Source organism: Kocuria sp. LUK (assembly GCF_021012935.1).
GTDB lineage: Bacteria > Actinomycetota > Actinomycetes > Actinomycetales > Micrococcaceae > Kocuria > Kocuria flava.
Window position 1 is genome coordinate 44,812 of sequence record NZ_JAJMZI010000005.1, and the last position, 22,722, is coordinate 67,533.

Sequence of the window (22,722 nt, forward strand, 5' to 3'; positions counted from 1 at the left end):
ACCGCCCTTCCCGTCAGGCCACCGGCAGGGCGCGGCGCCCGAGCGCGCGGTAGGTGAAGCCGCCGGCCTCCCACTGCTGCGGGTCCAGGACGTTGCGCCCGTCGAGGATCTGGGGCACGGCCACCAGCGGTTCGAGCTGGGCCGGGGTCATGGCCTTGAACTCGGCCCACTCGGTCAGGAGCACCACGACCTCGGCGCCGGTGACGGCGGCCTCGAGGGAGTCCACGTAGTCCAGGCGGGGGTAGCGCTTCGCGGCGTTGGCGTTGGCCTTCGGGTCGTGGACGGCGACCTCCGCGCCGATCGAGTGCAGGCGCGCGGCGATGTCCAGGGCCGGGGAGTCGCGCACGTCGTCGGAGTCGGGCTTGAAGGCCGCCCCGAGCACCGCGACCTGCTTGCCGACCACGGACCCGCCCAGCATCTCGGTGACCGCCTGGACCGTGGCCCCGCGGCGGCGGGTGTTGACGTCGTCGACCTCGGCGAGGAAGCGCACCGACTGCTCGACGCCCAGCTCCGCCGCCCGGGCCCGCAGCGCCCGGATGTCCTTGGGCAGGCACCCGCCGCCGAAGCCGACGCCGGCGTTGAGGAACTTCCGCCCGATGCGCTCGTCCAGACCGATCGCGTCGGCGAGGGTGCGGATGTCGCCGCCGACGACCTCGGTGAGCTCGGACAGGGCGTTGATGAAGGAGATCTTCGTGGCCAGGAAGGCGTTGGCGGCGACCTTGACCAGCTCGGCGGTCTCGTAGTCCGTGACGATCAGCGGCACCCCGGACTCGAGCTGGCGGGCGTAGACGCGGCGCATCACGGCCTCGGCACGGTCCCCGTCCGCGCCGTCCAGGCCCAGGACCATGCGGTCGGGGCGCAGCGTGTCGGCCACGGCGAAGCCCTCGCGCAGGAACTCGGGGTTCCACACGAGCTGCACGTCCACGCCGGGGCGGGCGGAGGCGCGGGCGATGCCGGCCAGGCGGCGGGCGGAGCCCACGGGGACGGTGGACTTGCCGGCGATCACGCAGTCCTTCGTGGCGGCCGCGGCGATCGAGCCCACGGCGGCGTCGACGAAGCGCATGTCCGCGGCGAACGCGCCCGGGCGCTGCGGGGTGCCCACGCCCACGAAGTGGACGTCGCCGAAGGCGCCGGCCTCCTCGTAGCTCGTGGTGAAGCGCAGCCGGCCGGACCCGACGTGCTCGCGCAGCAGCTCGGCGAGGCCGGGCTCGTGGAAGGGCAGCTCACCGCGCGAGAGCGCGTCCACCTTCGCGGGGTCCACGTCCACGCCCAGCACCTCGTAGCCCAGCTCCGCCATCGAGGCGGCGTGCGTGGCCCCCAGGTAGCCCGTGCCCAGCACCGTGATCTTCATGAATTCCCTCTCGTCGTCGGACCGTAGTCAGTATGCATCGTCATGGGTCCCCGTCCCGGCGGGCGGGGTCCCGGCCGTGTCCCCGGCGGGGGCCTCGTCCGCCTCGGCGAACCACGTGGCGGTCTCCCCGTGGCGGGCGTGCGCGAAGCGGCGCAGGCCCGCGGGCCACCGCGGCTCCGGGGAGCGGGCGGAGCGCTCGACCACGACCACGCCCCCGGGGCGCAGCCGCCCGGGCAGCCGGGCCAGCACGGCCGTGAGCTCCCGCTCGCCCAGCGGGTAGGGCGGGTCGGCCAGCACGAGGTCCCACGGGCCCTCGGCGGGGTCGGCGAGGTAGGTCTCCACGCTCCCGCGGTGGACCGTCACGACGTCGTCGCGGCCCAGGGCACGGTGCACGAGCGCGGCGTTGTCCCGGCACACCCGGGCGGCGGGGCCGTGGCGCTCCACGAGGGCGACCTCGGCGGCCCCGCGGCTGGCGGCCTCGCAGCCCAGCGCCCCGGAGCCGGCGTAGAGGTCCGCGACGGCGGCGCCGGCGAGCATGTTCCACGCCTCCAGCCGCGCGAACAGGGCCTCCTTGACGCGGTCGGTGGTGGGCCGGGTGCCCTGTCCGGGCACCGAGCGCAGGCGCAGCCCGCCCGCGGCCCCGGCGACGATCCTGCTCACGGGCGTCCTCCTGCTCGTCCTCGGGCGCGCACCGGCCTCAGCCCCGGTCCAGGAACGCCTCGGCGTCCGGGTCGAGGTAGCGCCCGATCGCCTCGGCCAGCTCGGGGTGCTCGTCCAGCCCGGGGTCCTCGGCCAGGATCGAGACGGCGTCGCGGCGGGCCCGCTCGATCAGCTCGGCGTCGTCGAGGGCGCGCAGCAGCCGCAGCGTGGAGCGCCCGCCGGACTGGGCGGCGCCGAGGATGTCGCCCTCGCGGCGCAGCTCGAGGTCGGCCCGGGCCAGCTCGAAGCCGTCCGTGGAGGCGGCCACGACGTCCATCCGCTCCCGGGAGGGGTGCTCCGGCGGGCGGCGGGTGACGAGCAGGCACGTCCCGGCGTGCCCGCCGCGGCCGATCCGCCCGCGCAGCTGGTGCAGCTGGGAGATCCCGAACCGGTCGGCGTCCACCACGACCATCAGCGTCGCGTTGGGCACGTCCACCCCCACCTCGACGACGGTCGTGCACACGAGCACCCCGACCGCGCCCTCGGCGAACTCCTGCATCACCCGGGTCTTCTCGGCCGGGTCCAGGCGCCCGTGCAGCACCTCGGTGCGCACGCCCGCCAGGGCCGGCTCGCGCTCCAGCAGCTCGGCCAGCCACGCCACGGAGGCCAGGGGGGCCTCCGCGTCCTCGGGCTCCGCCGCCGCGGCGGCGGCCGCCTCGGCGAGGGTGGGCCGGGGCGCGGGGGCGTCGTCGTCCTCGCCGATCTTGGGCACCACGACGTAGACCTGTCGCCCGGCCTCGACCTCCTCGCGGGCCCGGCGCCACAGCCGACGCTCCCAGGCGGGGTGCTCCACGAGGCCCACGACGTGCGTGGTGACCGGGCGCCGCCCGGCCGGCAGCTGGTCCAGGACGGAGACGTCGAGGTCCCCGAAGACGGTCATGGCCACGGTGCGCGGGATGGGGGTCGCCGTCATCACGAGCAGGTGCGGGGGCCGGCCGGCCTTGTCCCGCAGCCGGTCGCGCTGCTCGACGCCGAAGCGGTGCTGCTCGTCCACGACCACGAGCCCGAGGTCGGCGAACTGGACGACCTCGGAGAGCAGGGCGTGGGTGCCGATGACGATCCCGGCCTGCCCCGAGGCGATCTCCAGCAGCGCCCGCTTCCGGGCCGCGGCTCCCACGGAGCCCGTGAGGAGCACGACCCGGGTGCCGTCCGGGTCGCCGTCGAGCTGACCGCCCCGGCCCAGGGGGCCCAGGGCGGCGAGCACGGAGGCGTGGTGCTGGGCCGCGAGGACCTCGGTGGGCGCGAGCAGGGCCGCCTGCGCCCCGGAGTCCACGACCTGCAGCATCGCCCGCAGGGCCACGAGGGTCTTGCCCGCGCCGACGTCGCCCTGCAGCAGCCGGTTCATCGGGTGGGACCCGGCGAGCTCGGCGGCCAGCTCCTCGCCCACGGCCCCCTGCCCGGCGGTGAGCTCGAAGGGCAGGGCGGCGTCGAAGCGCGCGAGCAGCCCGCCGGGGCGGCCCGGGCGGGCGGTCGTGGGGTGGGCGGCGAGCTCGGCCCGGCGGCGGGCCAGCGCGCACTGGAGCAGGAAGGCCTCCTGGTAGCGGAAGCGGCGCCGGGCCTCGGCGTGGGCGGCGGCGTCCCGCGGCCGGTGGACCTGGCGGTAGGCCTCCTCGAGGCCCATCAGCCGCTCCCGGCCGAGCACGGCGTCGGGCAGCGGTTCGGGCACGGCCCCGAAGTCCACGACCGGCAGCAGCGCGTGCACGGCGCGGGCGATCTTGTCCGTGGTCAGCTTAGCGGTCGCGGGGTAGATGGGGATGGGCCGCTCGGCCCGCTGCTCGGCGGTCTCCCCCGCCTCGGGGTCCTCGGGGTCCAGGATCGCGTAGTGGGGGTTGGTCATCGTCAGCGCGCGGTCGTAGAGGCCGACCTTCCCGGAGAACAGGGCGTGCGTCCCGGGGCGCAGGTCCTTGGCGGCGGTCCAGGCGTTGAAGAAGCTCAGGCGCATCGTCCCGCCCGTGCCGGCGCCGGTGTCGCCGTCGTCGGCGAAGAGCCGGCGGGGGTCGGCCGAGGCCCGGTCCGTGATGACGACGTCGGTGATCGACCCGCGCCGCGAGCGCATCCGGCGGGTGGACGTGGAGACGACCTCCGCGACGATGGTCACCTGCTGGTCCAGGCGCAGCTCGTCGAAGGGGGTCAGCTCCCCGCGCGGCATGTAGCGGCGGGGGAAGTGGTCGAGCAGCCCGCCGATCGTGGTGATGCCCAGCTGCCGGTCGAGGGCCTCGGCCGTGCCCCGGCCCAGCAGCGGGGCCAGGGGCTGGTCGAGCTCGGGGACCGGGTCGGGGAACGCCCCGCCGCCGTGCCGTGCGGTCACGGCGGCCTCAGCCGTCCTCGGCGCCGGCGGCCCCGGCCGCCTCGGACAGCGAGGTGACCGACAGCGCCACGGGCTCCCCGCGCGGGGAGATGACGGCCAGGGCGTCCTCGGGTCGCTCGACGTGCACGTGCACGCGCCACCGGTAGGCCTCCCCGACCTCGGTCACGGCGCTCATGATGACGCTGGACCCGACCTCGCTGAGCTCGTGGCGCAGCTCGGCGGCGTCCAGGGGGCTCAGCTCCACCGTGCACATCACCTCGACGCCGCCGAGCACGGCGTGCGGGGCGTCCGCGGGGCGGGGCGCGGCCGCGGCGGCGGTGTCGAGCAGGCGCTGGACGGCCGCCTCGGCGACCAGGTCCTCCCCGCCGACGGTGCGGGCGAGGGCGTCGAGGACCACGAGCATGCCCAGGGCCCCCGCGTCGACCGTGCCGGTCTCCCGCAGCACCTCGAGCTGGCCCGTGGTGGCCGGCACCGCCTCGAGGGCCGCGGCGCGCACGTCGTGCAGGAAGTCCTTGAGCTGCTGGTTGGTCCCCTCCCCGACGTCCTCGGGCACCGGCACGGCCGCGGCGGCCTCGAGGACGGAGAGCATGGTCCCCGGCACGGGGTCGGTCAGCACGCTCCAGGCGCGCACGTGCCCGGCGTGCAGGGCGAGCCGGGCGGTCTCGGCGCTGAGCCGCGTGCTGCCCTCGAGGGAGCGCCCCACGGCGGTGAGGAACACGGAGAACAGGGTGCCCGAGTTCCCGCGGGCCTCCTCGAGGGCCGCCTGGCCCGCGAGGGCGAGCAGCTCCCCGACGTCGGTGGTCTCGATCACGGCGGCGGCCTCGGCGGCCGCCCGCACGGTCGCGGCGAGGTTCGTGCCGGTGTCGGCGTCGGCCACGGGGAAGACGTTGAGGGCGTCGAGGACGGGGGCGTGCCGGACGAGGTCGCGGTGGGCCAGGTCGAGCCACCGCCGCATGACGGCCGCGTTCGATCCGATCCTATGGTTCAAAGTGATCCCATCCTTCGCCGGTGCGGTGCCCGAGGGCCAGCTCCGGCGCTCGTCCGTCGAGCAGCACCCGGGGGCGGGGTCCTGCCGGTCCCGGGGGCGCGGGCGCACACGAGCCTATCGCACGGAACGGACGCGGCAGCGGCGCCCCGGCGGGCAGGACGGCGAGCAGCCCGTGGTCCTCGCCGCCGGTCAGCACCCAGTCCCGGGGGTCGGCGTCGAGCAGCGCGGCCGCCGGGTCCAGCGGCCGGGCGAGCCCGCCGACGGCGGCGGCGTCGAGGTCGACGACGACGCCGCTCGCGGCGGCCAGGCGCCCGGCGTCGCGCAGCAGCCCGTCGGAGAGGTCGATCATGGCCAGCGCCCCGGCGCGCGCGGCGGCCGGTCCCGCCGCGACGGGCGGGCAGGGGCGCAGCTGCGCGCGGGCGAGCTCGTCGAGGCGGGGGTCGGCGCCGGGGCGGTAGCGGGCGTCCTCCAGCAGGGCGACCCCGGCGGCGGCCCGCCCGGTGGTCCCGGCCAGGGCCAGGACCCCGCCGGCGGCGGCGCCCGAGCGCAGGACGGGGTCGCGGCCCTCGAGGTCGCCGGTGACGGCCGCGGTCACGGACAGCTCGCGGCCGGCCCCGAGGTCCCCGCCGACCACGGCGCAGCGGTGCGCGCCCATCGCCTCGCACCCGGCCACGAAGCCGCGGGCGAAGTCCTCGGGCCAGGACACGGGCGTGGCCGGCGGCAGGGTCAGGGAGACGACGACGGCGGTGGGCACCGCGCCCATCGCCGCGACGTCGGCGAGGTTCTGGACGGCGCACTTCACGCCGGTGTCGAAGCCCGTGGTCGGCGTCCCGCAGGGCCAGGCCAGCCGGAAGTCCTGGTCCTGGACCTGGGTGTCGACGGTGAGCACGAAGCGGCCGTCCGGGGCGGCGACCACGGCGCAGTCGTCGCCGGGGCCGGTGAGCACGTGCGGGAGGGCGGGGCGCTCGAGCAGCGGCAGCACCCGGGCCAGCAGCTCCGCCTCGGAGAGCTCGCCGACGACCGGCTCGCCGGGCGCCGGGACGGGCAGGGGGGCCGCCGGGGGTCGGGTCATGGCGCCATCCTAGCGACGGGCCCCGGGGCCCCGGCCGGCGCCGGGGCCGATTACGCTGGGGGCATGGCCCTCCCCCGCCCCGCCCGTGCCCTTCCGCCCGCCCTCGCCCTGGCGGCCCTGCTGAGCGGGTGCACCCCCGCGGTGACCGTGGACCCGGCCGAGAACGCCGCCGACCCCGGCTGCGCGCCCGCCATGGTGGCCGTGCCGGAGCGCATCGGCGACCACGACCGCCGGGAGACGACGAGCCAGGCGACGACGGCCTACGGGGACCCGACCGCGGTGGTCGTCCGGTGCGGGGTGACCCCGCCCGGGCCCACGACCGACCCGTGCTCCTCCGTCAACGGGGTCGACTGGCTGCTGCGCCAGGACGAGGGCGAGACGTGGACGGCGACGACCTACGGGCGCGACCCGGCCGTCGAGGTCGTCTTCGACAGCGGGGCGGTGGCCTCCTCGACGCTGCTCACGGAGCTGGGCTCGGCGGTGGAGCGCATCCCCGCGGAGCGCCAGTGCGTGGACCTCGCCGACGCCGCCGAGGGCCTCTGACCCGTCGCCCTCTCTCCTCCTCCCGGCGTCACATCCGTCTTCGCTATTGCCAATCGCCGGGAAACGGTCATAGTGGACTGCACAGCCGTCCTCCGGCACGCCCGCCCGGCCCGCACGCGCCGGGGGCGGGCCGGGGCGCGCGGGACGACCGGCCGGGGCGCACGGGGGTGCGCGCCGGGTCCCGGGACCGGCCGCGCGGCCGGCTGCCGGCCCCGGACGGAGCCGGGTCCGCATGGGGGAACAGGAGAACCAACGCATGACCGCTCTCAAGAGGCTGGTGGCCGCCGGATCCACGACCACCGCACTGATCGGGGGGCTGCTCGTGGCGGCACCGGCCGCCGTCGCCGAGGAGGTGCCCGCACCGGCGGCCGAGCTCGCGGCACCGGCGGCCGCCGAGGCGCCCGTCGTCGAGGCCCCGGCCGCCGAGCCGGCCGCGCCGGTCCTGCCGGAGCCCGCCGCACCGCCCGCCGAGGCCGCCGTCGCTCCCGCGCCCGTCGCGGAGGCCCCCGTGGCGCCCCTCGTCGAGGCGCCCGCGGCCCCGGCCGCCGAGCCGGCCGCGCCGGTCCTGCCGGAGCCCGCCGCACCGGCCGCCGAGGCCGCCGTCGTGGAGGCCCCGGCCGAGGTGGCCCCGGCCGCACCGGCCGCCGAGGTCGCGCCGGCCGAGGTGGCCCCGGCGGCACCGGCCGCCGAGGTCGCGCCGGCCGAGGTGGCCCCGGCCGCACCGGCCGCCGAGTCCCTGCCGGACCTCGGGACCAACGCCGGGATGGCCGTCGACACCTTCCTGACGGCGGCCCCGCCGGAGCAGGCGGGCGCCGGGCTGATCACGGCGCTGCTGGCCGCGGCCGTCGCACTGCCCGGGGCGCTCGCGCTGCGGGCCCGCCGGACGGGGCGCGGCCGCGCCTGAGCCCGGTCCGGGGCCGGGGCCGCCCGCGGGCGGCCCCGGCCCCGGAGCGCGCCGCCGCACGAGCTGCCGCAGGCACCGCCGATGAGCACGAGCACCCGCCCCGCACCGGGCACGACGACCGCACCGGCACCGCGCCGCGCCCCCGACCGCCTCGCCCGCTGGGCGGCGGTCGTCACGGTCTGCGCGGCCGTGCTGTGGGTCGCGCTGATGAACCAGTGGTGGATCGCCCAGCACGTCCTGGGCCACGTCCCGCAGGCCGCCCCGCCGGTGCGGCTGAGCATCGACGAGGTCGGCTTCGACACCGACGTGCTGCCCTACAGCCCGTCCGAGGAGGAGCTCGCCGAGGACGCACTGGTGCCGCCGCAGACCTACAGCGGCTACTTCCTGACCCGCTACGGCATGCCCGGGGAGGGCTCGGAGAACACCACCTACGTCGCCGGGCACAGCTGGGACCGGATCGAGCTGCCCTTCAACCGGCTCTCCGACCCGTCGCTGGTCGGGATGCGGCTGGAGGTCGAGACCCTCGACGGCACCCTGGACTACGTCGTGGACTCGGTGGCGACCTACGACAAGGACGAGCTCGCAGGGTCGCAGATCTGGCGGATCGTGCCGAACCGGGTCGTGCTCATCAGCTGCTACACCCGGGACGCGGTCGAGAAGAACGTCGTCGTCGTGGCCTCCCCGGCGGACCCCTGAGCGGGCGCCGCGGGCTCAGCGCAGCCCGACCGGCCGCTCCAGGGCCAGGCTCAGCAGCTCGTCGATCAGCGCGGGATAGCTCAGCCCGGAGGCCGCCCACATCCGCGGGTACATCGAGATCGGCGTGAAGCCGGGCATCGTGTTGATCTCGTTGATGACCACGCGACCGTCGTCGGTGTAGAAGAAGTCCGCGCGGCACAGCCCCTCGCCGTCGAGGGCCTCGAACGCGCGCACCGCCCCGGCGCGCACGGCCTCGGCGGCCTCCGCCGGCAGGTCCGCCGGGCAGCTCAGCCGGGCCGAGGCCTGGGAGACGTACTTGGCCTCGAAGTCGTAGAAGGCGTGCTCGTCGACGATCTCGATCTCCCCGGGCATGGAGGTGCGCACCGGGTCGGTGCCGCGGCCCTGCAGCACGGCGCACTCGATCTCGCGGCCCGTGATCGCCGCCTCCACGACCAGCTTGCGGTCGTGCTCGCGGGCGGTGGTGATCGCGGCGTCGAGGTCCTCCGGGCGCTCGACCTTCGTGATCCCGAAGGAGGACCCGGCGCGGGCCGGCTTGACGAAGACCGGCAGGCCCAGCCCGGCCACGCGCTCGCGCACGGCGTCCGGGTCGGCGCGCCACTGGCGGTCGGTGACCACCTCGTAGGGGCCCACCTCGAGTCCGGCCGCCTCGAAGGCGAGCTTCATGAAGTGCTTGTCCATGCCCATCGCCGAGGCGGTGACCCCGCAGCCGACGTAGCGCAGATCGGCCAGCTCCAGCAGGCCCTGGAGGGTCCCGTCCTCGCCGAAGGGCCCGTGCAGCAGGGGCAGGACGACGTCGACGTGGCGGTCGCGCCCGACGGTGCCGCCGCACGGGCCGTCCTGGCGCACGAGCAGCTCGGACTCCCCCACCTTCAGGGGCAGGCTCACGAGGTCCTCGCCCACGGGCAGCTGCGCGATGGGCTGCTCGTCGAGCAGCCGCTCGAGCTCCTCCTGCGGGTAGAGGAACCACTCGCCGGAGGGCGCGATGCCGACCGTCACCACGTCCCACTTCTCGCGGTCGATGGCCCGCAGCACCCCGCGGGCGGTGATCAGGGAGATGGCGTGCTCGCTGGAGCGCCCGCCGAAGAGCACGGCCACGCAGGGCCGCGCGGACGGGCTCCCGGCGGGGGCGGCGGGGTCCGGGGTGTGGGTCATGGGGCGGTCCCTTCGGATTTGAGTTCGCGGCCGAGCAGCAGGGGGGCGAGCTCGTCGACGGAGATCCGCTCGCGCAGGATCGCCACGACGGCCTCGGTGATGGGCATCTCGACGCCGTGGCGGCGGGCCAGCTCGAGCACGGCGGGGGCGGACTTGATGCCCTCGGCGGTCTGGGTCATCTCCTCCCGCACCTCGGCGAGGGTCTTGCCGAGGCCCAGCAGCCGGCCGGCCGTGCGGTTGCGCGAGAGCGGGGAGGAGCAGGTGGCGACGAGGTCGCCCATGCCGGCGAGCCCGGAGAGCGTCTCGATCCGCCCGCCCAGCGCGAGCGCCAGGCGGGTCGTCTCGGCCAGCCCGCGGGTGATGATCGAGGCCTTCGAGTTCTCCCCGAAGTGCCGGCCGTCGGCGATGCCCACGGACAGGGCGATGACGTTCTTCACGACCCCGCCGATCTCGGTGCCGACCACGTCGGTGTTGGTGTAGGGGCGGAAGTAGCGGGTGCGGCAGGCGTGGGCGACCCAGGCCGCGAGCGCGGGGTCCGGGGCGGCGACGACGGAGGCCGTGGGCTGCTCCTCGGCGATCTCCATCGCCAGGTTCGGCCCGGAGAGCACGCACGTGCGCGCCCGCCAGTGCTCGGCGCCCAGGCCGGTGCCGCGGCCGAGCTCCTCGGCGACGACCTCGCTCATCCGCAGCCCGGTCCCGCCCTCGAGGCCCTTGGCCAGGGAGAGCACGACGGCGTCCGGGGCGACGTGCCGCGCCACGGCGGGCAGCTGCGAGCGCAGGGACTGGGCGGGCACGGCCAGGACCACGAGGTCCGCGCCGGCGACGGCCTCGCCGAGGTCGCCGGTGGCGGCGAGCAGCTCGGGCAGGCGGATGCCGGGGACGTAGCGGTCGTTGACGTGCGTGCGGGCGAGGTGGCCCATCGCGGCGGCGTCCCGGCCCCACAGCACGACCGTGCGGCGCAGCGGCTCGTGGCGGGCGTGGGCGGACTCCCGGGCGCTGTCGGCGAGGACCTTCGCGAAGGTCGTGCCCCACGAGCCGGCCCCGAGCACGGCGACCTTGCGCGGGCCCGGGCCGGTCGGGACGACGGCCGGGGCGGCGGCACCCGGAGCTGGGGCCCCGGCGCCTGCCGCCCCCGCTGCCGGGGCACCGGGCGCGGCGGCCGGGGCGCCCCCCTCCGGACCGGGCGGGACCGGACCGGTGCGGGCCGGGTCCGTCCCCGCCGGGCCGGTCACGACCGGCCCCCGCGGCGGGCGTCCCACGGGCGGTCGGGGGCGGGCTGCCCGCGCAGCACGGCCAGCTCCGCGGTCACGGCGCGCATGATCGCCGCGGTGGCCTCCTGCAGCCGGTCCCGGTCCCCGCTGCCCGGGCGGGCCAGGTCGGGGCTCTCCCGTCGCCAGGGCGAGAGGTCGACGGGCGGGCCGAAGCGCACGCGCACGTCCTTGCGGGGCACGAGGCTGACGCGGCGGCGGCCGGCGGCGTCGCGGCCGAGGACCTCCTGGTCGCCCCAGTGGGCCACGGGCACGACCGGCACGCCGGCGGCCAGGGCCAGCCGGGCCGCCCCGGTGCGGCCGGTCATCGGCCAGCCGTCGGGGTCCCCGGTCAGGGTGCCCTCGGGGTAGACGACGACCGCCCCGCCGGCGTCGAGCACCGCGCGTGCGGCGGTCAGGGCGGCCGCGGCGTCGGCGGTGCCGCGCATCACGGGCACCTGGCCGGTCGCGCGCAGCAGCGTGCCCACGACGGGGACGCGGAAGAGGGAGTCCTTGGCCAGGAAGCGGGGCAGGACCCCGTTGTCGTAGAGCGCCCAGGCCACGGTCAGCGGGTCCAGCTCGGTGAGGTGGTTGGGCGCGACCACGAACCCGCCCGAGGCGGGCAGGTGCTCCTGGCCGCTCCAGCGCACCCGGGCCACCAGCCGGTAGGCGGGCCGGACGATCCCGGCCAGGACGCGGAAGAGGACGCGGTCGGCAGCACGGCTCATGGGGCGGGGCTCACTCGTCGTCGAGGTCGAAGGACGCCCCGAGGCCGCTGAGCTTGTCGGTGAAGTGCTCGTAGCCGCGCTTGATCAGCTCCACGCCGGTCACGTGGGAGGTGCCCTCGGCGGCCATGGCGGCGATCAGGTGGGAGAAGCCCCCGCGCAGGTCGGGGATGTTGATCTCGGCGGCCCGCAGCGGGGTGGCCCCGGAGATGACGGCGGAGTGCACGAAGTTGCGCTGCCCGAACCGGCACGGCACCGAGCCCAGGCACTCGCGGTGCAGCTGGATGGTGGCGCCCATCCGGTTGAGCGCGCCGGTGAAGCCGAAGCGGTTCTCGTAGACGGTCTCGTGCACGATGGACACGCCGCTGGCCTGGGTGAGCGCCACCACGAGCGGCTGCTGCCAGTCGGTCATGAACCCGGGGTGCACGTCCGTCTCCACGATCAGCGGGTTCAGGTCCCCGCCGGGGTGGTGGAAGCGGATGCCGTCCTCGCCGATGTCGAGCCCGCCGCCGACCTTCCGGAAGGTGTTGAGGTAGGTCATCATGTCGGACTGCCGGGCACCGGCCACGAAGATGTCCCCGCCGGTGGCCAGCGCGGCCGAACCCCACGAGGCGGCCTCGATCCGGTCGGGCATCGCCCGGTGCCGGTAGCCGGTCAGCTCGGGGACGCCCTCGATGCGGATCACCCGGTCGGTCTGGACGGTGATGATCGCGCCCATCTTCTGCAGGATCGCGATGAGGTCCATGATCTCGGGCTCGGTCGCGGCCCCGCGCAGCTCCGTGTGGCCCTCGGCGCGGGTGGCGGTCAGCAGCACCTGCTCGGTGGCGCCGACGGAGGGGTAGGGCAGCTCGACCTTCGCGCCGGTGAGCCCGTACGGGGCGCTCATCCGGATGCCGCTCTCGACCTTCTCGACCCGGGCCCCGAAGTGGCGCAGGACGTCGAGGTGGTAGTTGATGGGGCGGTCGCCGATTCGGCAGCCGCCGAGGTCGGGGATGAAGGCCTCGCCCAGGGCGTGCAGCAGCGGCCCGCACAGCAGGATCGGGATCCGGGAGTCGCCGGCGTGGGCGTCGATGTCCGCGTGGTGGGCGGTGGTGACCGCCGAGGGGTCGAGCTCGAGCACCCCGTCCGTGCGGGAGACCTGCACGCCGTGCAGGGAGAGCAGGTTGGTGACGACCTCGACGTCCTTGATCTCCGGCACGTTGGCGAGCGTGGACGGCGTCGACCCCAGGAGGGCGGCCACCATGGCCTTGGGGACGAGGTTCTTGGCACCTCGCACGGTGACCTGCCCGGAGAGGGGGACTCCGCCCGTGATGTGCAGTGCGCTGCTCATGACCTTCCGATCCTTGGGTTGCCGGACCGCCCCCCGGGCGGGGGCGGCACCCGTACAGTGTAGGTTCCCCGGACCGGGCCCCCGGACACGCGAGGGCCCGGCCGTGTCCGGGCCGGGCCCTGGCCGCCGTCCCGCCGGGCCCCGCGCGGGGCCCGGCGGACGTGCGCGTCCGTCAGGTGCGCGCGGGCAGCGTCGTCGGCTTGAACGCGGGCCGCGAGGCCTCGTAGGCGGTGATCGCGTCCTCCTGCTGGAGGGTGAGCCCGATGTCGTCGAGGCCCTCCATCAGCCGCCAGCGGGTGTAGTCGTCGATCGTGAACGGCACGGTCACGGTGTCGCACGTCACGGTGCGGGCCTCGAGGTCCACCTCGACCTCCGTGCCGGGGTGCTCCTCCAGCAGCTTCCACAGCAGCTCGACGTCGGACTGGTCGACCTGCGCCGCCAGCAGGCCCTGCTTGCCCGAGTTGCCGCGGAAGATGTCGGCGAAGCGGGCCGAGATCACGACCTGGAAGCCGTAGTCGCGCAGCGCCCACACCGCGTGCTCGCGCGAGGAGCCGGTCCCGAAGTCGGGCCCGGCCACGAGCACGGAGCCGTGGCGGTATGGCTCGCGGTTGAGCACGAAGTCCGGGTCCTTGCGCCAGGCCGCGAACAGCGCGTCGTCGAAGCCGGTCTTGGTGATCCGCTTGAGGTAGACGGCGGGGATGATCTGGTCGGTGTCGACGTTGGACTGCTTCAGCGGGACGCCGACACCGCGGTGGGTGGTGAACTTCTCCATGGGGTGCTCCTTGGGTGGGTGCGGGCGGCTCAGGCGACGGCCAGGCCGGCGCCGACCGGGGCGAGGTCCGAGGGGGAGGACAGCGTGCCGCGCACCGCGGTGGCGGCGGCCACCACGGGCGAGACGAGGTGGGTGCGCCCGCCCTTGCCCTGGCGGCCCTCGAAGTTGCGGTTGGACGTGGAGGCGCACCGCTCCCCCGGGGCCAGCTGGTCCGGGTTCATGCCCAGGCACATCGAGCACCCGGCGAAGCGCCAGTCCGCGCCGAAGTCGGTGAAGACCCTGTCCAGGCCCTCGGCCTCGGCCTGCAGGCGGACCTTCGCGGAGCCGGGCACGACCATCATGCGCACGTTCTCGGCCTTCGTGCGGCCCCTGACGATCTCGGCGGCGGCCCGCAGGTCCTCGATCCGGGAGTTGGTGCAGGAGCCGAGGAAGACGGTGTCGACCGGGATCTCCTTCATCGGGGTGCCGGGCTCCAGGGCCATGTAGTCCAGGGCGCGGCGGGCGTTGGCCCTGTCGTTCTCGTCGCCCATCTCCTCCGGGTCCGGCACCGCCGCGGACAGGGGGACGCCCTGGCCGGGGTTCGTGCCCCACGTGACGAAGGGCTCGAGCTCGTCGGCGTCCAGGAAGACCTCGGCGTCGAAGACGGCGTCGTCGTCGGTGCGCAGGGTCCGCCAGTACCGGACCGCGGCGTCCCAGTCGGCGCCGGTGGGCGCGTGCGGGCGGCCCTGGACGTAGTCGAACGTGGTCTGGTCCGGGGCGATCATCCCGGCGCGGGCCCCGGCCTCGATGGACATGTTGCAGATGGTCATCCGGGCCTCCATGGACAGGGCGCGGATCGCGGAGCCGCGGTACTCCAGGACGTAGCCCTGCCCGCCGCCGGTGCCGATCTTGGCGATCACGGCCAGGATGATGTCCTTCGCCGTGACGCCCGGGCGCAGCGTGCCCTCCACGGTGATCGCCATGGTCCGGAACGGGGCCAGCGGCAGGGTCTGGGTGGCCATGACGTGCTCGACCTCGGAGGTGCCGATGCCGAAGGCCAGGGCGCCGAACGCGCCGTGGGTCGAGGTGTGCGAGTCCCCGCACACCACCGTCATGCCCGGCTGGGTCAGGCCCAGCTGCGGGCCCACCACGTGGACGATGCCCTGCTCGGCGTCGCCGAGGGGGTGCAGGCGCACCCCGAACTCGGCGCAGTTGGCCCGCAGCGTCTCGATCTGCTTGCGCGAGGTGTCGTCGGCGATGCGGGAGAAGATGTCCTGCGTCGGGGTGTTGTGGTCCTCGGTGGCGATCGTCAGGTCCGGGCGGCGCAGCGCGCGACCCGCCAGGCGCAGCCCCTCGAAGGCCTGCGGGGAGGTCACCTCGTGGAGCAGGTGCAGGTCGATGTAGAGCAGGTCCGGCCGGCCGTCCTCGCCCTGGCGCACGAGGTGGTCCGCCCAGACCTTCTCGGCGAGGGTGCGCCCCCGCGGGGCCGTGCTGGGGGAACGAGGGGTCGTGGACTGGGTGTCCGGCATGGCGGATCCTTCCGTGCTGCCTGTCGAGGGTGCTCCTCCATGGTCCGGCGTGCGCCCGCGCGGTGGCCAGTCCTCGGACGTGCTTCTCACATTCTGAGACGTTAGTATCAGTGCATGGACATCTCCGGACATCTGGACCCGACGGGCGCGCCCCTGGGCAGCCCGCTCGGCGGGCACGGCAGCGGCGGCGGCCTGGACCTGCGCCCGAACAGCTCCCCCAGCGGCGTGGGCGTGGTCGACAAGGCCTCGATGATCCTCGACGCCCTCGAGGCCGGCCCCGCCACGCTCGCCCAGCTGGTGACGGCCACGGGCCTCGCGCGCCCGACGGTGCACCGGCTGGCGGTGGCCCTCGCCCACCACCGCTTCGTCGGCCGCGACGTCCAGGGCCGCTTCGTCCTGGGCTCCCGGCTCGCCGAGCTCGCCTCGGCCGCCGGCGAGGACCGCCTGATCGCGGCGGCGGGCCCGGTGCTGGTCCAGCTGCGCGACGCCACCGGCGAGTCGGCCCAGATCTTCCGGCGGCAGGGCGAGTGGCGCGTGTGCGTCGCCTCGGCCGAGCGCCCCATCGGGCTGCGCGACACCATTCCCGTGGGCACCCAGCTGTCGATGAAGGCAGGCTCCGCGGCCCAGGTGCTCGTGGCCTGGGAGGACCACGACCGGCTGCTGGAGGGGCTGCGCAGCGCCCGCTTCTCGGCGACCGTGCTGGCCGGGGTGCGCCGCCGCGGCTGGGCCCAGTCCCTGGGCGAGCGGGAGCCGGGCATCGCCTCGGTCTCCGCGCCCGTGCGCGGGCCCTCGGGGCGGGTGATCGCGGCGGTGTCCATCTCCGGCCCGATCGAGCGGCTGACCCGGCAGCCGGGCCGGCTGCACGCCGAGGTGGTCGTGCAGGCGGCCCGCCAGCTCACGGAGGCGGTGCGGGCCGGCGCCTGACCGGCACCACCGGCGCGGCGGCGGCGCTCCGGCTGCGGGCCCGCCGGGCCGGCTGCGGCTGCCGCTGGGCGGGGACGCCGCGGCGCGGGGAGCCGCCGGGACGGCCCTGCCGGCCGTTCCCGCGCGGGCGGCGGGGACCGCTCAGCGGCCGAGCACGCCCAGCGCCTCGCGGAAGGCGCCGTGGGCCGCCAGCTCGTCCTCGACGGGCTCGACGACGGTGCGCCGGCCGGCGTCGGCGACCGAGGCCCGCAGCCTGCGCCGCACCGCCCGCTCCCGCAGCCGGGCGCCGAGCCCGGCCAGGACCCGGCCGGTGAGGGCCGTGAAGAGCCCGGTCACCACGCCGGCGAGCACGAGCAGGGTGGGCACCGGCAGCGGGAGGCCCTCGACGACCGGTGGTGGCGGCACGGGGACCTGGAACCACTCGAGCAGGAACAGCCCGAGCAGCCACAGCAGCCCGGCGACGAGGGCGGCCATCGCGAGCCACTGCAGGGCGTCGAGGACGAGCCACCACCAGGAGCGGCGGCGGGCGCGGAAGTCGGTGCGGGCCACGGCCTGGTCGAGCTCGTCCGGCAGGTGCTGCTCGTGGGTGCGGGCGGCCTGGCGCAGCGAGCGCGTCCAGGGCTCGGGCGCCCCGGCGGCGGCGTCGTGGGCGAAGGTGCGCACGGCGGCGTCCGCGGCCGCCCGCTGGGCCGGGCCCATGGGCGGCAGCGACGTGCGGTTGACCTCGGGGTTCACGGTCTCCCCCCGGTCGAGGTTGAGCCGGCGCAGCGGGTCCTTGCGGAACCGCTGCAGCCAGCGGGTGGCGATCCACCCGGTGTGCGCGGTGGCGTGGAGGGTGTAGGACCTCCCGGCGGCGCGGGCGATGCCGGCGGTGTTGGCGGCTCGCTCCAGCCCGTCGGTCAGCCGGTCCTCCGCCTCGGCGGTGATGCCGGCGGGCTCGCCCTCCCCGGAGGCCTCGGCGAGCCGGGCGGCGGCGTCGTCGACGTCGGCGTCCAGGCGCGCCGAGGCCGCGGCGCGGGTGTCGGCGACCTCCCGGATGCGGGCGCGCAGGTCCTCGACGCCCTGCCCCGTCGCCGCGGAGACGGCCACGGGTTTCGACAGGCCCGTGACGGGCAGCCCGTCCTGCACGAGCAGGTCCTCGAGGGAGCGCAGCACGGCGGGCACCTCCGCGGCGGGCAGCCGGTCCGCCTGGTTGAGCACGACCATGGTCACGGCCCCGTGCCGGGCCAGCGGGGTGATGAACTCCTGGTGGATGAGGGCGTCGGCGTACTTCTGGGGGTCCACGACCCACACGACGACGTCGACCATGCCCACGAGCCGCTGCACGATCGTGCGGTGGTGGAGGCTGACGGAGTCGAAGTCGGGCAGGTCCAGCAGGATCAGCCCGCCGGGCTGCTCGGGGGCCCCGGGGCCGGTGAGCCGTTCCCGCACCCGGGTCCACCGGCCCCCGCCTGCCGCGGGCGCGGGCAGGGGGGTCTCGGCGTGGTGGCGCTGGGCGACGCCGAGCCAGTCCAGCAGGGGCTCGCTGCCGGCCTCGCCCCACACGGCGGCGAGCGGTTCCGCGGTCGTGGGCCGGCGGGCGGCGGTGCGGGCGACGTCGCGGCCGAGCACCGCGTTGAACAGGCTGGACTTCCCGGAGCCGGTGGCGCCGAAGAAGCCGACGACCGTGTGGTCGGCCGACAGCGACCGGCGCTCGGCCGCGCGGTCGAGGACCGTGCGGGCGGCGGCCACGGCCGCGTCGTCGAGGCGGCCCTCGGCGAGGTCGGTGGCCCGGGCCAGCGCGGTGAGCCGGTCGGAGAGCGTGGGCGCCCCGCGCGCCGCCGGGCTCACTGTCCCGCTCCCAGCCGCGCCGCGGCCGCGCGCACGCGATCGGCCGCGGCCGTGAGCTCCTCGGCGGCAGACCCGCCCGCGAGGACGTCGAGCCGGTCCAGGAACACCGCGGCCTGCTCGTCGAGCAGCGCGCGGATGCGGGTCTCCAGGTTGCGGCGGGCCTCCTCGGCCATGCGGCGCACGGCGTCCTCGCCGAAGACGGCCTCGAGCAGCTTGGTGCCGACCACCCCGGAGCCGCCGGCGATGCCGACCTCCAGTCCCGTGAGCCCGCCGGTGGTGGAGAACACGGCGATCATCAGCACGACGGTCAGGGCGTTGACGCCCAGGGACATCGCGCGCGCCTTCGTGCGCTTGTCGGCGCCCTCGCGCTGGATCAGGTCCATGAGGTCGCCCTGCCAGGCGCGGATCTGCGCGGCGGTGCGGGCCGGGAAGTCCGCCGGGAGGCTCCCGAGGTCGGACCCGCCCAGCAGGGCCCGGCCGGCGGGCTCGTCCTGCCAGCGGCGCTCGGCGGTCTCCGCGGCGCGGGCGGCCTCCTCGACGACGACGGTCTGCAGCCCGGACTCGATGGCCTCCTCGACCTGGACCTCGGGGGCCGGGCGGCCCGTGAGGAAGGCGGTGACGCGGTCGCGCAGCCGTCCGATGCCGGCCTCGAGGCCGCGGAAGAACTCGCCGGTGCCGACGAAGTCCTGCCACCGGGCGAGGACCTCCCCGCGCAGCAGGGTCCCGTCCCGGGTCGAGTCGACGACGGCGGCGAGGGCCTCGTCGAAGGCCCGCTCCACGTCGCTGCGCAGCTGCTCCCCGACGCGGTGCTGGGCGGCCACGGCCTCCCCGGCGGCCCGGGCACGGTCGGCGACCGAGCCCACGGCGCCGCCGAGGGTGCGGCGGGCGATCCCGGAGCGGGCCGCGGCGTCGCGGCCGAGCGCGGCGAGGTAGTCCGCCACGGGGGCGACGACGTGCGGGGGCAGCATCCCGGTCTCGTTGAGCGGGGACTCGGGGACGGTGAAGACCGGGGCCTCGGCGAGGCCCTGCTCGCCCAGCATCCGCCGCAGGTCCTCCTCGATCTCGGTCTCGAGCCCGGGGGGCACCCGGTCCAGGACCACGGCCACGGTGATCCGCCGCTGCGCGGCCTCGACGAGCAGCCGCCACGGGACGGCGTCGGCGTAGCGGTTGGCGGTCGTGACGAACAGCCACAGGTCGGCCGCGGCCAGCAGCTGCCCGGCGAGCCGGCGGTTCTCGTCGGAGATGGAGTCGACGTCGGGGGCGTCGAGCAGGGCGACGCCCTCGGGGATGCGCGGTTCGGCGAGCAGGACGAGGGCCTGGCCGTCGGCGGTGCCCGGCAGGGCGTGCGGGGAGGCGGTGTCCGCGGCGGTCGAGCCGGCCGGGGTGACCTTGCGCGCGTGGATCCTGCTCAGGTGCGGCAGCACCCGCTGGGTCGCGAAGGCCTCGGCGTCGCGCGGGTGGTGCACCAGGATGGGCTGGCGGGTGGTCGGGCGGATCGCGCCGGCCCGGGTGACCGGGTGGCCCACGAGCGCGTTGACGAGCGTGGACTTGCCGGCGCCCGTCGACCCGCCGACCACCGCGAGCAGCGGGGCGTCGAGGGACCGGACGCGGGGCAGGACGTAGTCGTCGAGCTGCGCGACGGCGCGCCCGATCTCCTCCCGTCCGTGCGCGGCGCCGGCCGTGGACAGGGGCAGGTCCGCGCCGGCGAGCAGCGCCCGCGCGTCCTCGAGGGCCCTCAGGAGCTCCGTCTGGTCGTTCACGGTCCCCATTGTGCCAGTCAGCGTGCTGAGCATCGCCCGGGGACGGACCGCGGCGTGTGCGGCCCGTCCCCGGGCGCCGGCTCAGGGCATGCGCACGACGATCTTGCCGCGGGCGTGGCCCTCGGCGCTGAGCCGGTAGGCCGCCACCGCGTCCGCCAGCTCCACGGTGCGGTCGAGCTCGATGCGCAGTCCGCCGCGGTCCACGGTCCGCACGAGCTCGGCGAGGTCCTCGGCGGAGGGGCGGACCCACATCCACGTGCCGCCGTGCGCCTCGACGGCGTCGTCGGCGATCGAGGCGTGGCGCCCGCCCTCGGCGAGCACCGCCAGGGTCTGCTCCACGACCCCGCCGACGAGGTCGACCACGACGTCGGCGCCCCCGGGGGCGAGCTCGCGCACGCGGGCGGGCAGCCCGTCGCCGTGGGCCACGGGCTCGGCGCCGAGCGCCCGCACGCGCTCGTGGTTGGCGGGCGAGGCCGTGCCGATCACGCGCGCGCCGCGGGCGGCCGCGAGCTGGACGGCGAAACCGCCCACGCCGCCGGAGGCGTTGTGCACCAGCACGGTCTCCCCGGCGGCGACCCCGAGCCGGTCGACGACCTGCAGCGCACTCAGCCCGGCCAGCGGCAGGGCCGCCGCCTCCTCCCAGGTCGCGGTGGCGGGCTTCGGGGCGAGCAGGCGGGCGGGCAGGGCGACCTGCTGGGTCATCGTGCCGCCGTGCACCCAGTCGGTGCGGGCGTAGGCGACCACCTCGTCGCCGGGGGACCACTCGGGCACGTCGATGCCGGTCGCTGCCACGACCCCGGAGACGTCCCAGCCGGGGACCACCGGGAACTGCACGTCCATCAGCGCGTCGAGGCCCCCGGACATGATCTTCCAGTCGACGGGGTTCACGGCGGCGGCGCGCACGTCCACGAGCACCCACCCCGGGGGGACCTTGGGCTGCGGCAGGTCGGTGAGCTCGAGGACGTCGGGGCCGCCGTAGCGGGAGTAGGTCAGTGCTCTCATGCCCGGCGCAACGGCCCCCTCCCCCGCGGCTATTCCGCCCGCCCGCCGGGACGGGCGGGGAACGGGTGCCGGGGCGGGCGGCCCCGGGCGCCGTCCGCGCGCTGCCCGGGGCCGCCGGCTCAGCCGCCGAAGACCGCCTCGGTCACGTCGGTGGGCTTCTCGAAGGTCCTCTCCGGCAGCCCGCGCAAAGCCTCCAGGACGGTGCCGTCGGCGCCGGACTCCTCGGCGCGCCGGACCACGTCCTCCTTGCTGACGGGGTAGTCCAGGCCGCCGAGGTGCTTCTGCAGCTCGATGGGGTTCGGGTTCTCGGACACGCTCGCTCCTCTCGGGGTCGGTCGCTCCCGCCGGCCGGCGGGATGCGGACGCTCCCAGTCTGTCAGCAGGCTTCCGGTTCGTCAGCCCCCTGCGGGTCCCGGGACGCGGCGAGGTCCTCGAGGGCGGCCAGGATCACCGCGTGGACCCTGGGGTCCCCCAGCGGGCGGAAGTGCCCGCGCGTGCCCAGCCGCACGTTGCGCGCCCCCTCCAGGTGGCTGCCGCCCGGGATGTGGGGGTCGAAGCGGCCGTGGACGGAGACGATGTGCCGGTCCACGTGCCGGCTCGCCGCCAGCGCGGTCAGCTCCGGGGAGCGGGGCAGGAACACGCGCAGGGCCGGCAGGGGCAGCAGGCGGGCCAGCGCCGAGCCGGTGAACGGCGTGTTCACGGCCACGAGCCCCCGGATCGTCGTGGTCCCGTTGTGGTGGGCGAGCAGCTGCTTGCCGATCAGCCCGCCCTTGCTGTGGGCCACGAGCACGCACCGCTCCAGCCCCTCCCGCCGCACGTGGTCGTCGACGACGCGGGCCATCTCCTCGATCGTGCCGGAGTTGTGGGCCAGTCCGGGCACGGGGACCACGTCCCAGCCGTGCTCGTGGAGCACCCGCGCCACGGGCAGCAGGAAGGTCCAGCGCTCCCAGATGCCCGGGATGAGCACCACCGACGGCCGTCCGGGCGTGCGGCGGCGGAAGGCGTGCGGATCGGCCCGGCGCAGCAGCCCGGCGGCCTGCCAGCGCACCGCCCAGGCGTAGTCCAGTGCCCAGGCCGCGGCGTCGGCGGCGAGCTCGCTCAGCTCCCCGGCGGGACGGTCCGGCCGGCGAGGGCGTCGAGGAAGGGGGCGCATGCGGCGGCGAGCTCCTGGGGTCGGGTGTGCTGGACGGCGTGGGCGGCTGCCGGGATCTCGAGGCAGCCGGCCCGGGGTGCGAGGCGGGCGAGCTGCTCGGCCCACCGGCGGGGCGCGATGGGGTCGCGGGCCCCCCTGACGACGAGGCCGGGGGCGGCGCAGCGGGGCAGGTCCGCCTCGATCCGGTCGGCGAGCATGGTGCGCACGGTGCGCAGGTAGCGCACCGGGCCCATGCGCAGGTAGTTGCGCAGGATCACCCGGTTGGTGGCCGGCGGCTCCCGCAGGGTGTCGCGCAGCAGCCGCCACGCCTGCCGCAGGGGCCCGCGGGCGGAGGCGTCCACGGTCGGCCCCAGCAGCACCCAGCCCGCGCACAGGCCGGGGTCGCCGGCGACCGCGTCGACGACGACCTGGCAGCCCATGGAGTGGCCCACGAGCACGGGGGCGCGCAGCTCCAGGGCGCGCACCGTGCCGGCGAGCACCCGGGCGAGCTCGGGCACGGACAGGGGCCGCCGCGGCCCGGGCGCGGTGCCGTAGCCGGGCAGGTCCAGGGCGTAGACGTCCCGGTCGGCCGCGAGCGCGGCGGCCAGGGGCAGGAAGTACTCCCCCGAGACGCCGATCCCGTGCACGAGCACGACCGCCGGGCGCCCGCGGTCGAAGGTGCCGCGCACCTCGACCGCGCGGCCGTCGACGACGAGGCGCCGGTGCGTCAGGGGCGCGGGCCGGGCTGCGGGCACGGG

The 22,722-nt window shown here is 76.5% G+C and carries 21 protein-coding genes; 4 read left to right on the forward strand and 17 right to left on the reverse strand.

The genetic code is table 11. The features are described 5' to 3' along the window. Positions 1-13 precede the first annotated feature (13 nt). The 5 genes from LQU92_RS10170 to thiL are packed head-to-tail and all read right to left on the reverse strand — an operon-like array spanning position 14 to position 6,418. Positions 14-1,351 (reverse strand): UDP-glucose/GDP-mannose dehydrogenase family protein, encoded by a 1,338-nt coding sequence (locus LQU92_RS10170; protein WP_101852120.1) that lies wholly within the window; start codon positions 1,349-1,351, stop codon positions 14-16. A 27-nt stretch (positions 1,352-1,378) separates the two neighbouring features. Next, the gene (locus tag LQU92_RS10175) at positions 1,379-2,011 is read right to left on the reverse strand and encodes an RsmD family RNA methyltransferase (protein WP_101852119.1); all 633 of its coding nucleotides are present in this window, start codon (positions 2,009-2,011) and stop codon (positions 1,379-1,381) included. Positions 2,012-2,048: 37 nt separating this feature from the next. Continuing rightward, positions 2,049-4,358: an ATP-dependent DNA helicase RecG gene (locus LQU92_RS10180; RefSeq protein WP_230780469.1), complete on the reverse strand. Its 2,310-nt coding sequence runs from the start codon at positions 4,356-4,358 to the stop codon at positions 2,049-2,051. A 7-nt stretch (positions 4,359-4,365) separates the two neighbouring features. Beyond that, on the reverse strand, positions 4,366-5,346 hold the full coding sequence (locus tag LQU92_RS10185; protein ID WP_308071616.1) for a DAK2 domain-containing protein: 981 nt from the start codon (positions 5,344-5,346) through the stop codon (positions 4,366-4,368). Next, complete coding sequence (thiL, locus tag LQU92_RS10190) at positions 5,336-6,418, reverse strand: thiamine-phosphate kinase (RefSeq protein WP_230780471.1); 1,083 nt, start codon at positions 6,416-6,418, stop codon at positions 5,336-5,338. Before thiL ends, LQU92_RS10185 begins: the two co-directional genes overlap by 11 nt. A 63-nt stretch (positions 6,419-6,481) precedes the next feature. Here thiL and LQU92_RS10195 point away from each other — a divergent pair, with 63 nt between their 5' ends. The 3 genes from LQU92_RS10195 to LQU92_RS10205 all read left to right on the forward strand — a co-directional run bounded on the left by LQU92_RS10195 (position 6,482) and on the right by LQU92_RS10205 (position 8,561). Continuing rightward, complete coding sequence (locus tag LQU92_RS10195; protein ID WP_101853116.1) at positions 6,482-6,961, forward strand: DUF3515 domain-containing protein; 480 nt, start codon at positions 6,482-6,484, stop codon at positions 6,959-6,961. Between the two features lie 256 nt (positions 6,962-7,217). Further along, the gene (locus LQU92_RS10200) at positions 7,218-7,865 is read left to right on the forward strand and encodes a hypothetical protein (RefSeq protein ID WP_230780474.1); all 648 of its coding nucleotides are present in this window, start codon (positions 7,218-7,220) and stop codon (positions 7,863-7,865) included. Positions 7,866-7,946: 81 nt separating this feature from the next. Continuing rightward, the gene (locus LQU92_RS10205; protein ID WP_101852114.1) at positions 7,947-8,561 is read left to right on the forward strand and encodes a class F sortase; all 615 of its coding nucleotides are present in this window, start codon (positions 7,947-7,949) and stop codon (positions 8,559-8,561) included. A 15-nt stretch (positions 8,562-8,576) separates the two neighbouring features. On the opposite strand, the gene LQU92_RS10210 is transcribed toward LQU92_RS10205, so the two are convergent. From LQU92_RS10210 to leuC, 6 genes are all read right to left on the reverse strand, one after another. Next, positions 8,577-9,734, reverse strand: a complete 1,158-nt coding sequence (locus LQU92_RS10210; protein ID WP_101852113.1) for a D-alanine--D-alanine ligase family protein — start codon at positions 9,732-9,734, stop codon at positions 8,577-8,579. After that, positions 9,731-10,783: an NAD(P)H-dependent glycerol-3-phosphate dehydrogenase gene (locus LQU92_RS10215; RefSeq protein WP_230780476.1), complete on the reverse strand. Its 1,053-nt coding sequence runs from the start codon at positions 10,781-10,783 to the stop codon at positions 9,731-9,733. The genes LQU92_RS10210 and LQU92_RS10215 overlap by 4 nt, the downstream gene beginning before the upstream one ends. A 179-nt stretch (positions 10,784-10,962) precedes the next feature. Next, positions 10,963-11,709, reverse strand: a complete 747-nt coding sequence (locus LQU92_RS10220; RefSeq protein ID WP_230780479.1) for a 1-acyl-sn-glycerol-3-phosphate acyltransferase — start codon at positions 11,707-11,709, stop codon at positions 10,963-10,965. Positions 11,710-11,719: 10 nt separating this feature from the next. Further along, positions 11,720-13,036 (reverse strand): UDP-N-acetylglucosamine 1-carboxyvinyltransferase, encoded by a 1,317-nt coding sequence (gene murA / locus LQU92_RS10225; protein ID WP_230780482.1) that lies wholly within the window; start codon positions 13,034-13,036, stop codon positions 11,720-11,722. Positions 13,037-13,208: 172 nt separating this feature from the next. Continuing rightward, positions 13,209-13,808: a 3-isopropylmalate dehydratase small subunit gene (gene leuD / locus LQU92_RS10230; RefSeq protein ID WP_230780485.1), complete on the reverse strand. Its 600-nt coding sequence runs from the start codon at positions 13,806-13,808 to the stop codon at positions 13,209-13,211. Positions 13,809-13,837: 29 nt separating this feature from the next. Further along, a complete protein-coding gene (gene leuC, locus LQU92_RS10235; RefSeq protein ID WP_230780486.1) occupies positions 13,838-15,316 on the reverse strand; it encodes a 3-isopropylmalate dehydratase large subunit in 1,479 nt (492 codons plus the stop codon). A gap of 114 nt (positions 15,317-15,430) precedes the next feature. Between leuC and LQU92_RS10240 the strand changes: the two genes are divergently transcribed. Next, positions 15,431-16,240 (forward strand): IclR family transcriptional regulator, encoded by an 810-nt coding sequence (locus tag LQU92_RS10240; RefSeq protein WP_255667404.1) that lies wholly within the window; start codon positions 15,431-15,433, stop codon positions 16,238-16,240. Between the two features lie 141 nt (positions 16,241-16,381). Here the strand turns inward: LQU92_RS10240 and LQU92_RS10245 are convergent, their stop codons facing one another. The 6 genes from LQU92_RS10245 to LQU92_RS10270 form a co-directional block, all read right to left on the reverse strand. Continuing rightward, a complete protein-coding gene (locus LQU92_RS10245) occupies positions 16,382-18,070 on the reverse strand; it encodes a GTPase (protein WP_230780488.1) in 1,689 nt (562 codons plus the stop codon). Beyond that, complete coding sequence (locus LQU92_RS10250) at positions 18,067-19,839, reverse strand: dynamin family protein (RefSeq protein WP_374229688.1); 1,773 nt, start codon at positions 19,837-19,839, stop codon at positions 18,067-18,069. Before LQU92_RS10250 ends, LQU92_RS10245 begins: the two co-directional genes overlap by 4 nt. A 72-nt stretch (positions 19,840-19,911) precedes the next feature. Next, positions 19,912-20,832, reverse strand: a complete 921-nt coding sequence (locus LQU92_RS10255; RefSeq protein WP_230780492.1) for an NADP-dependent oxidoreductase — start codon at positions 20,830-20,832, stop codon at positions 19,912-19,914. Between the two features lie 119 nt (positions 20,833-20,951). Continuing rightward, positions 20,952-21,146 (reverse strand): DUF2795 domain-containing protein, encoded by a 195-nt coding sequence (locus tag LQU92_RS10260; RefSeq protein ID WP_058859118.1) that lies wholly within the window; start codon positions 21,144-21,146, stop codon positions 20,952-20,954. 62 nt (positions 21,147-21,208) lie between these two features. Continuing rightward, positions 21,209-21,985 (reverse strand): triacylglycerol lipase, encoded by a 777-nt coding sequence (locus LQU92_RS10265; protein ID WP_230780494.1) that lies wholly within the window; start codon positions 21,983-21,985, stop codon positions 21,209-21,211. After that, a complete protein-coding gene (locus LQU92_RS10270) occupies positions 21,931-22,719 on the reverse strand; it encodes an alpha/beta fold hydrolase (protein WP_230780495.1) in 789 nt (262 codons plus the stop codon). The genes LQU92_RS10265 and LQU92_RS10270 overlap by 55 nt, the downstream gene beginning before the upstream one ends. Positions 22,720-22,722 lie beyond the last annotated feature (3 nt).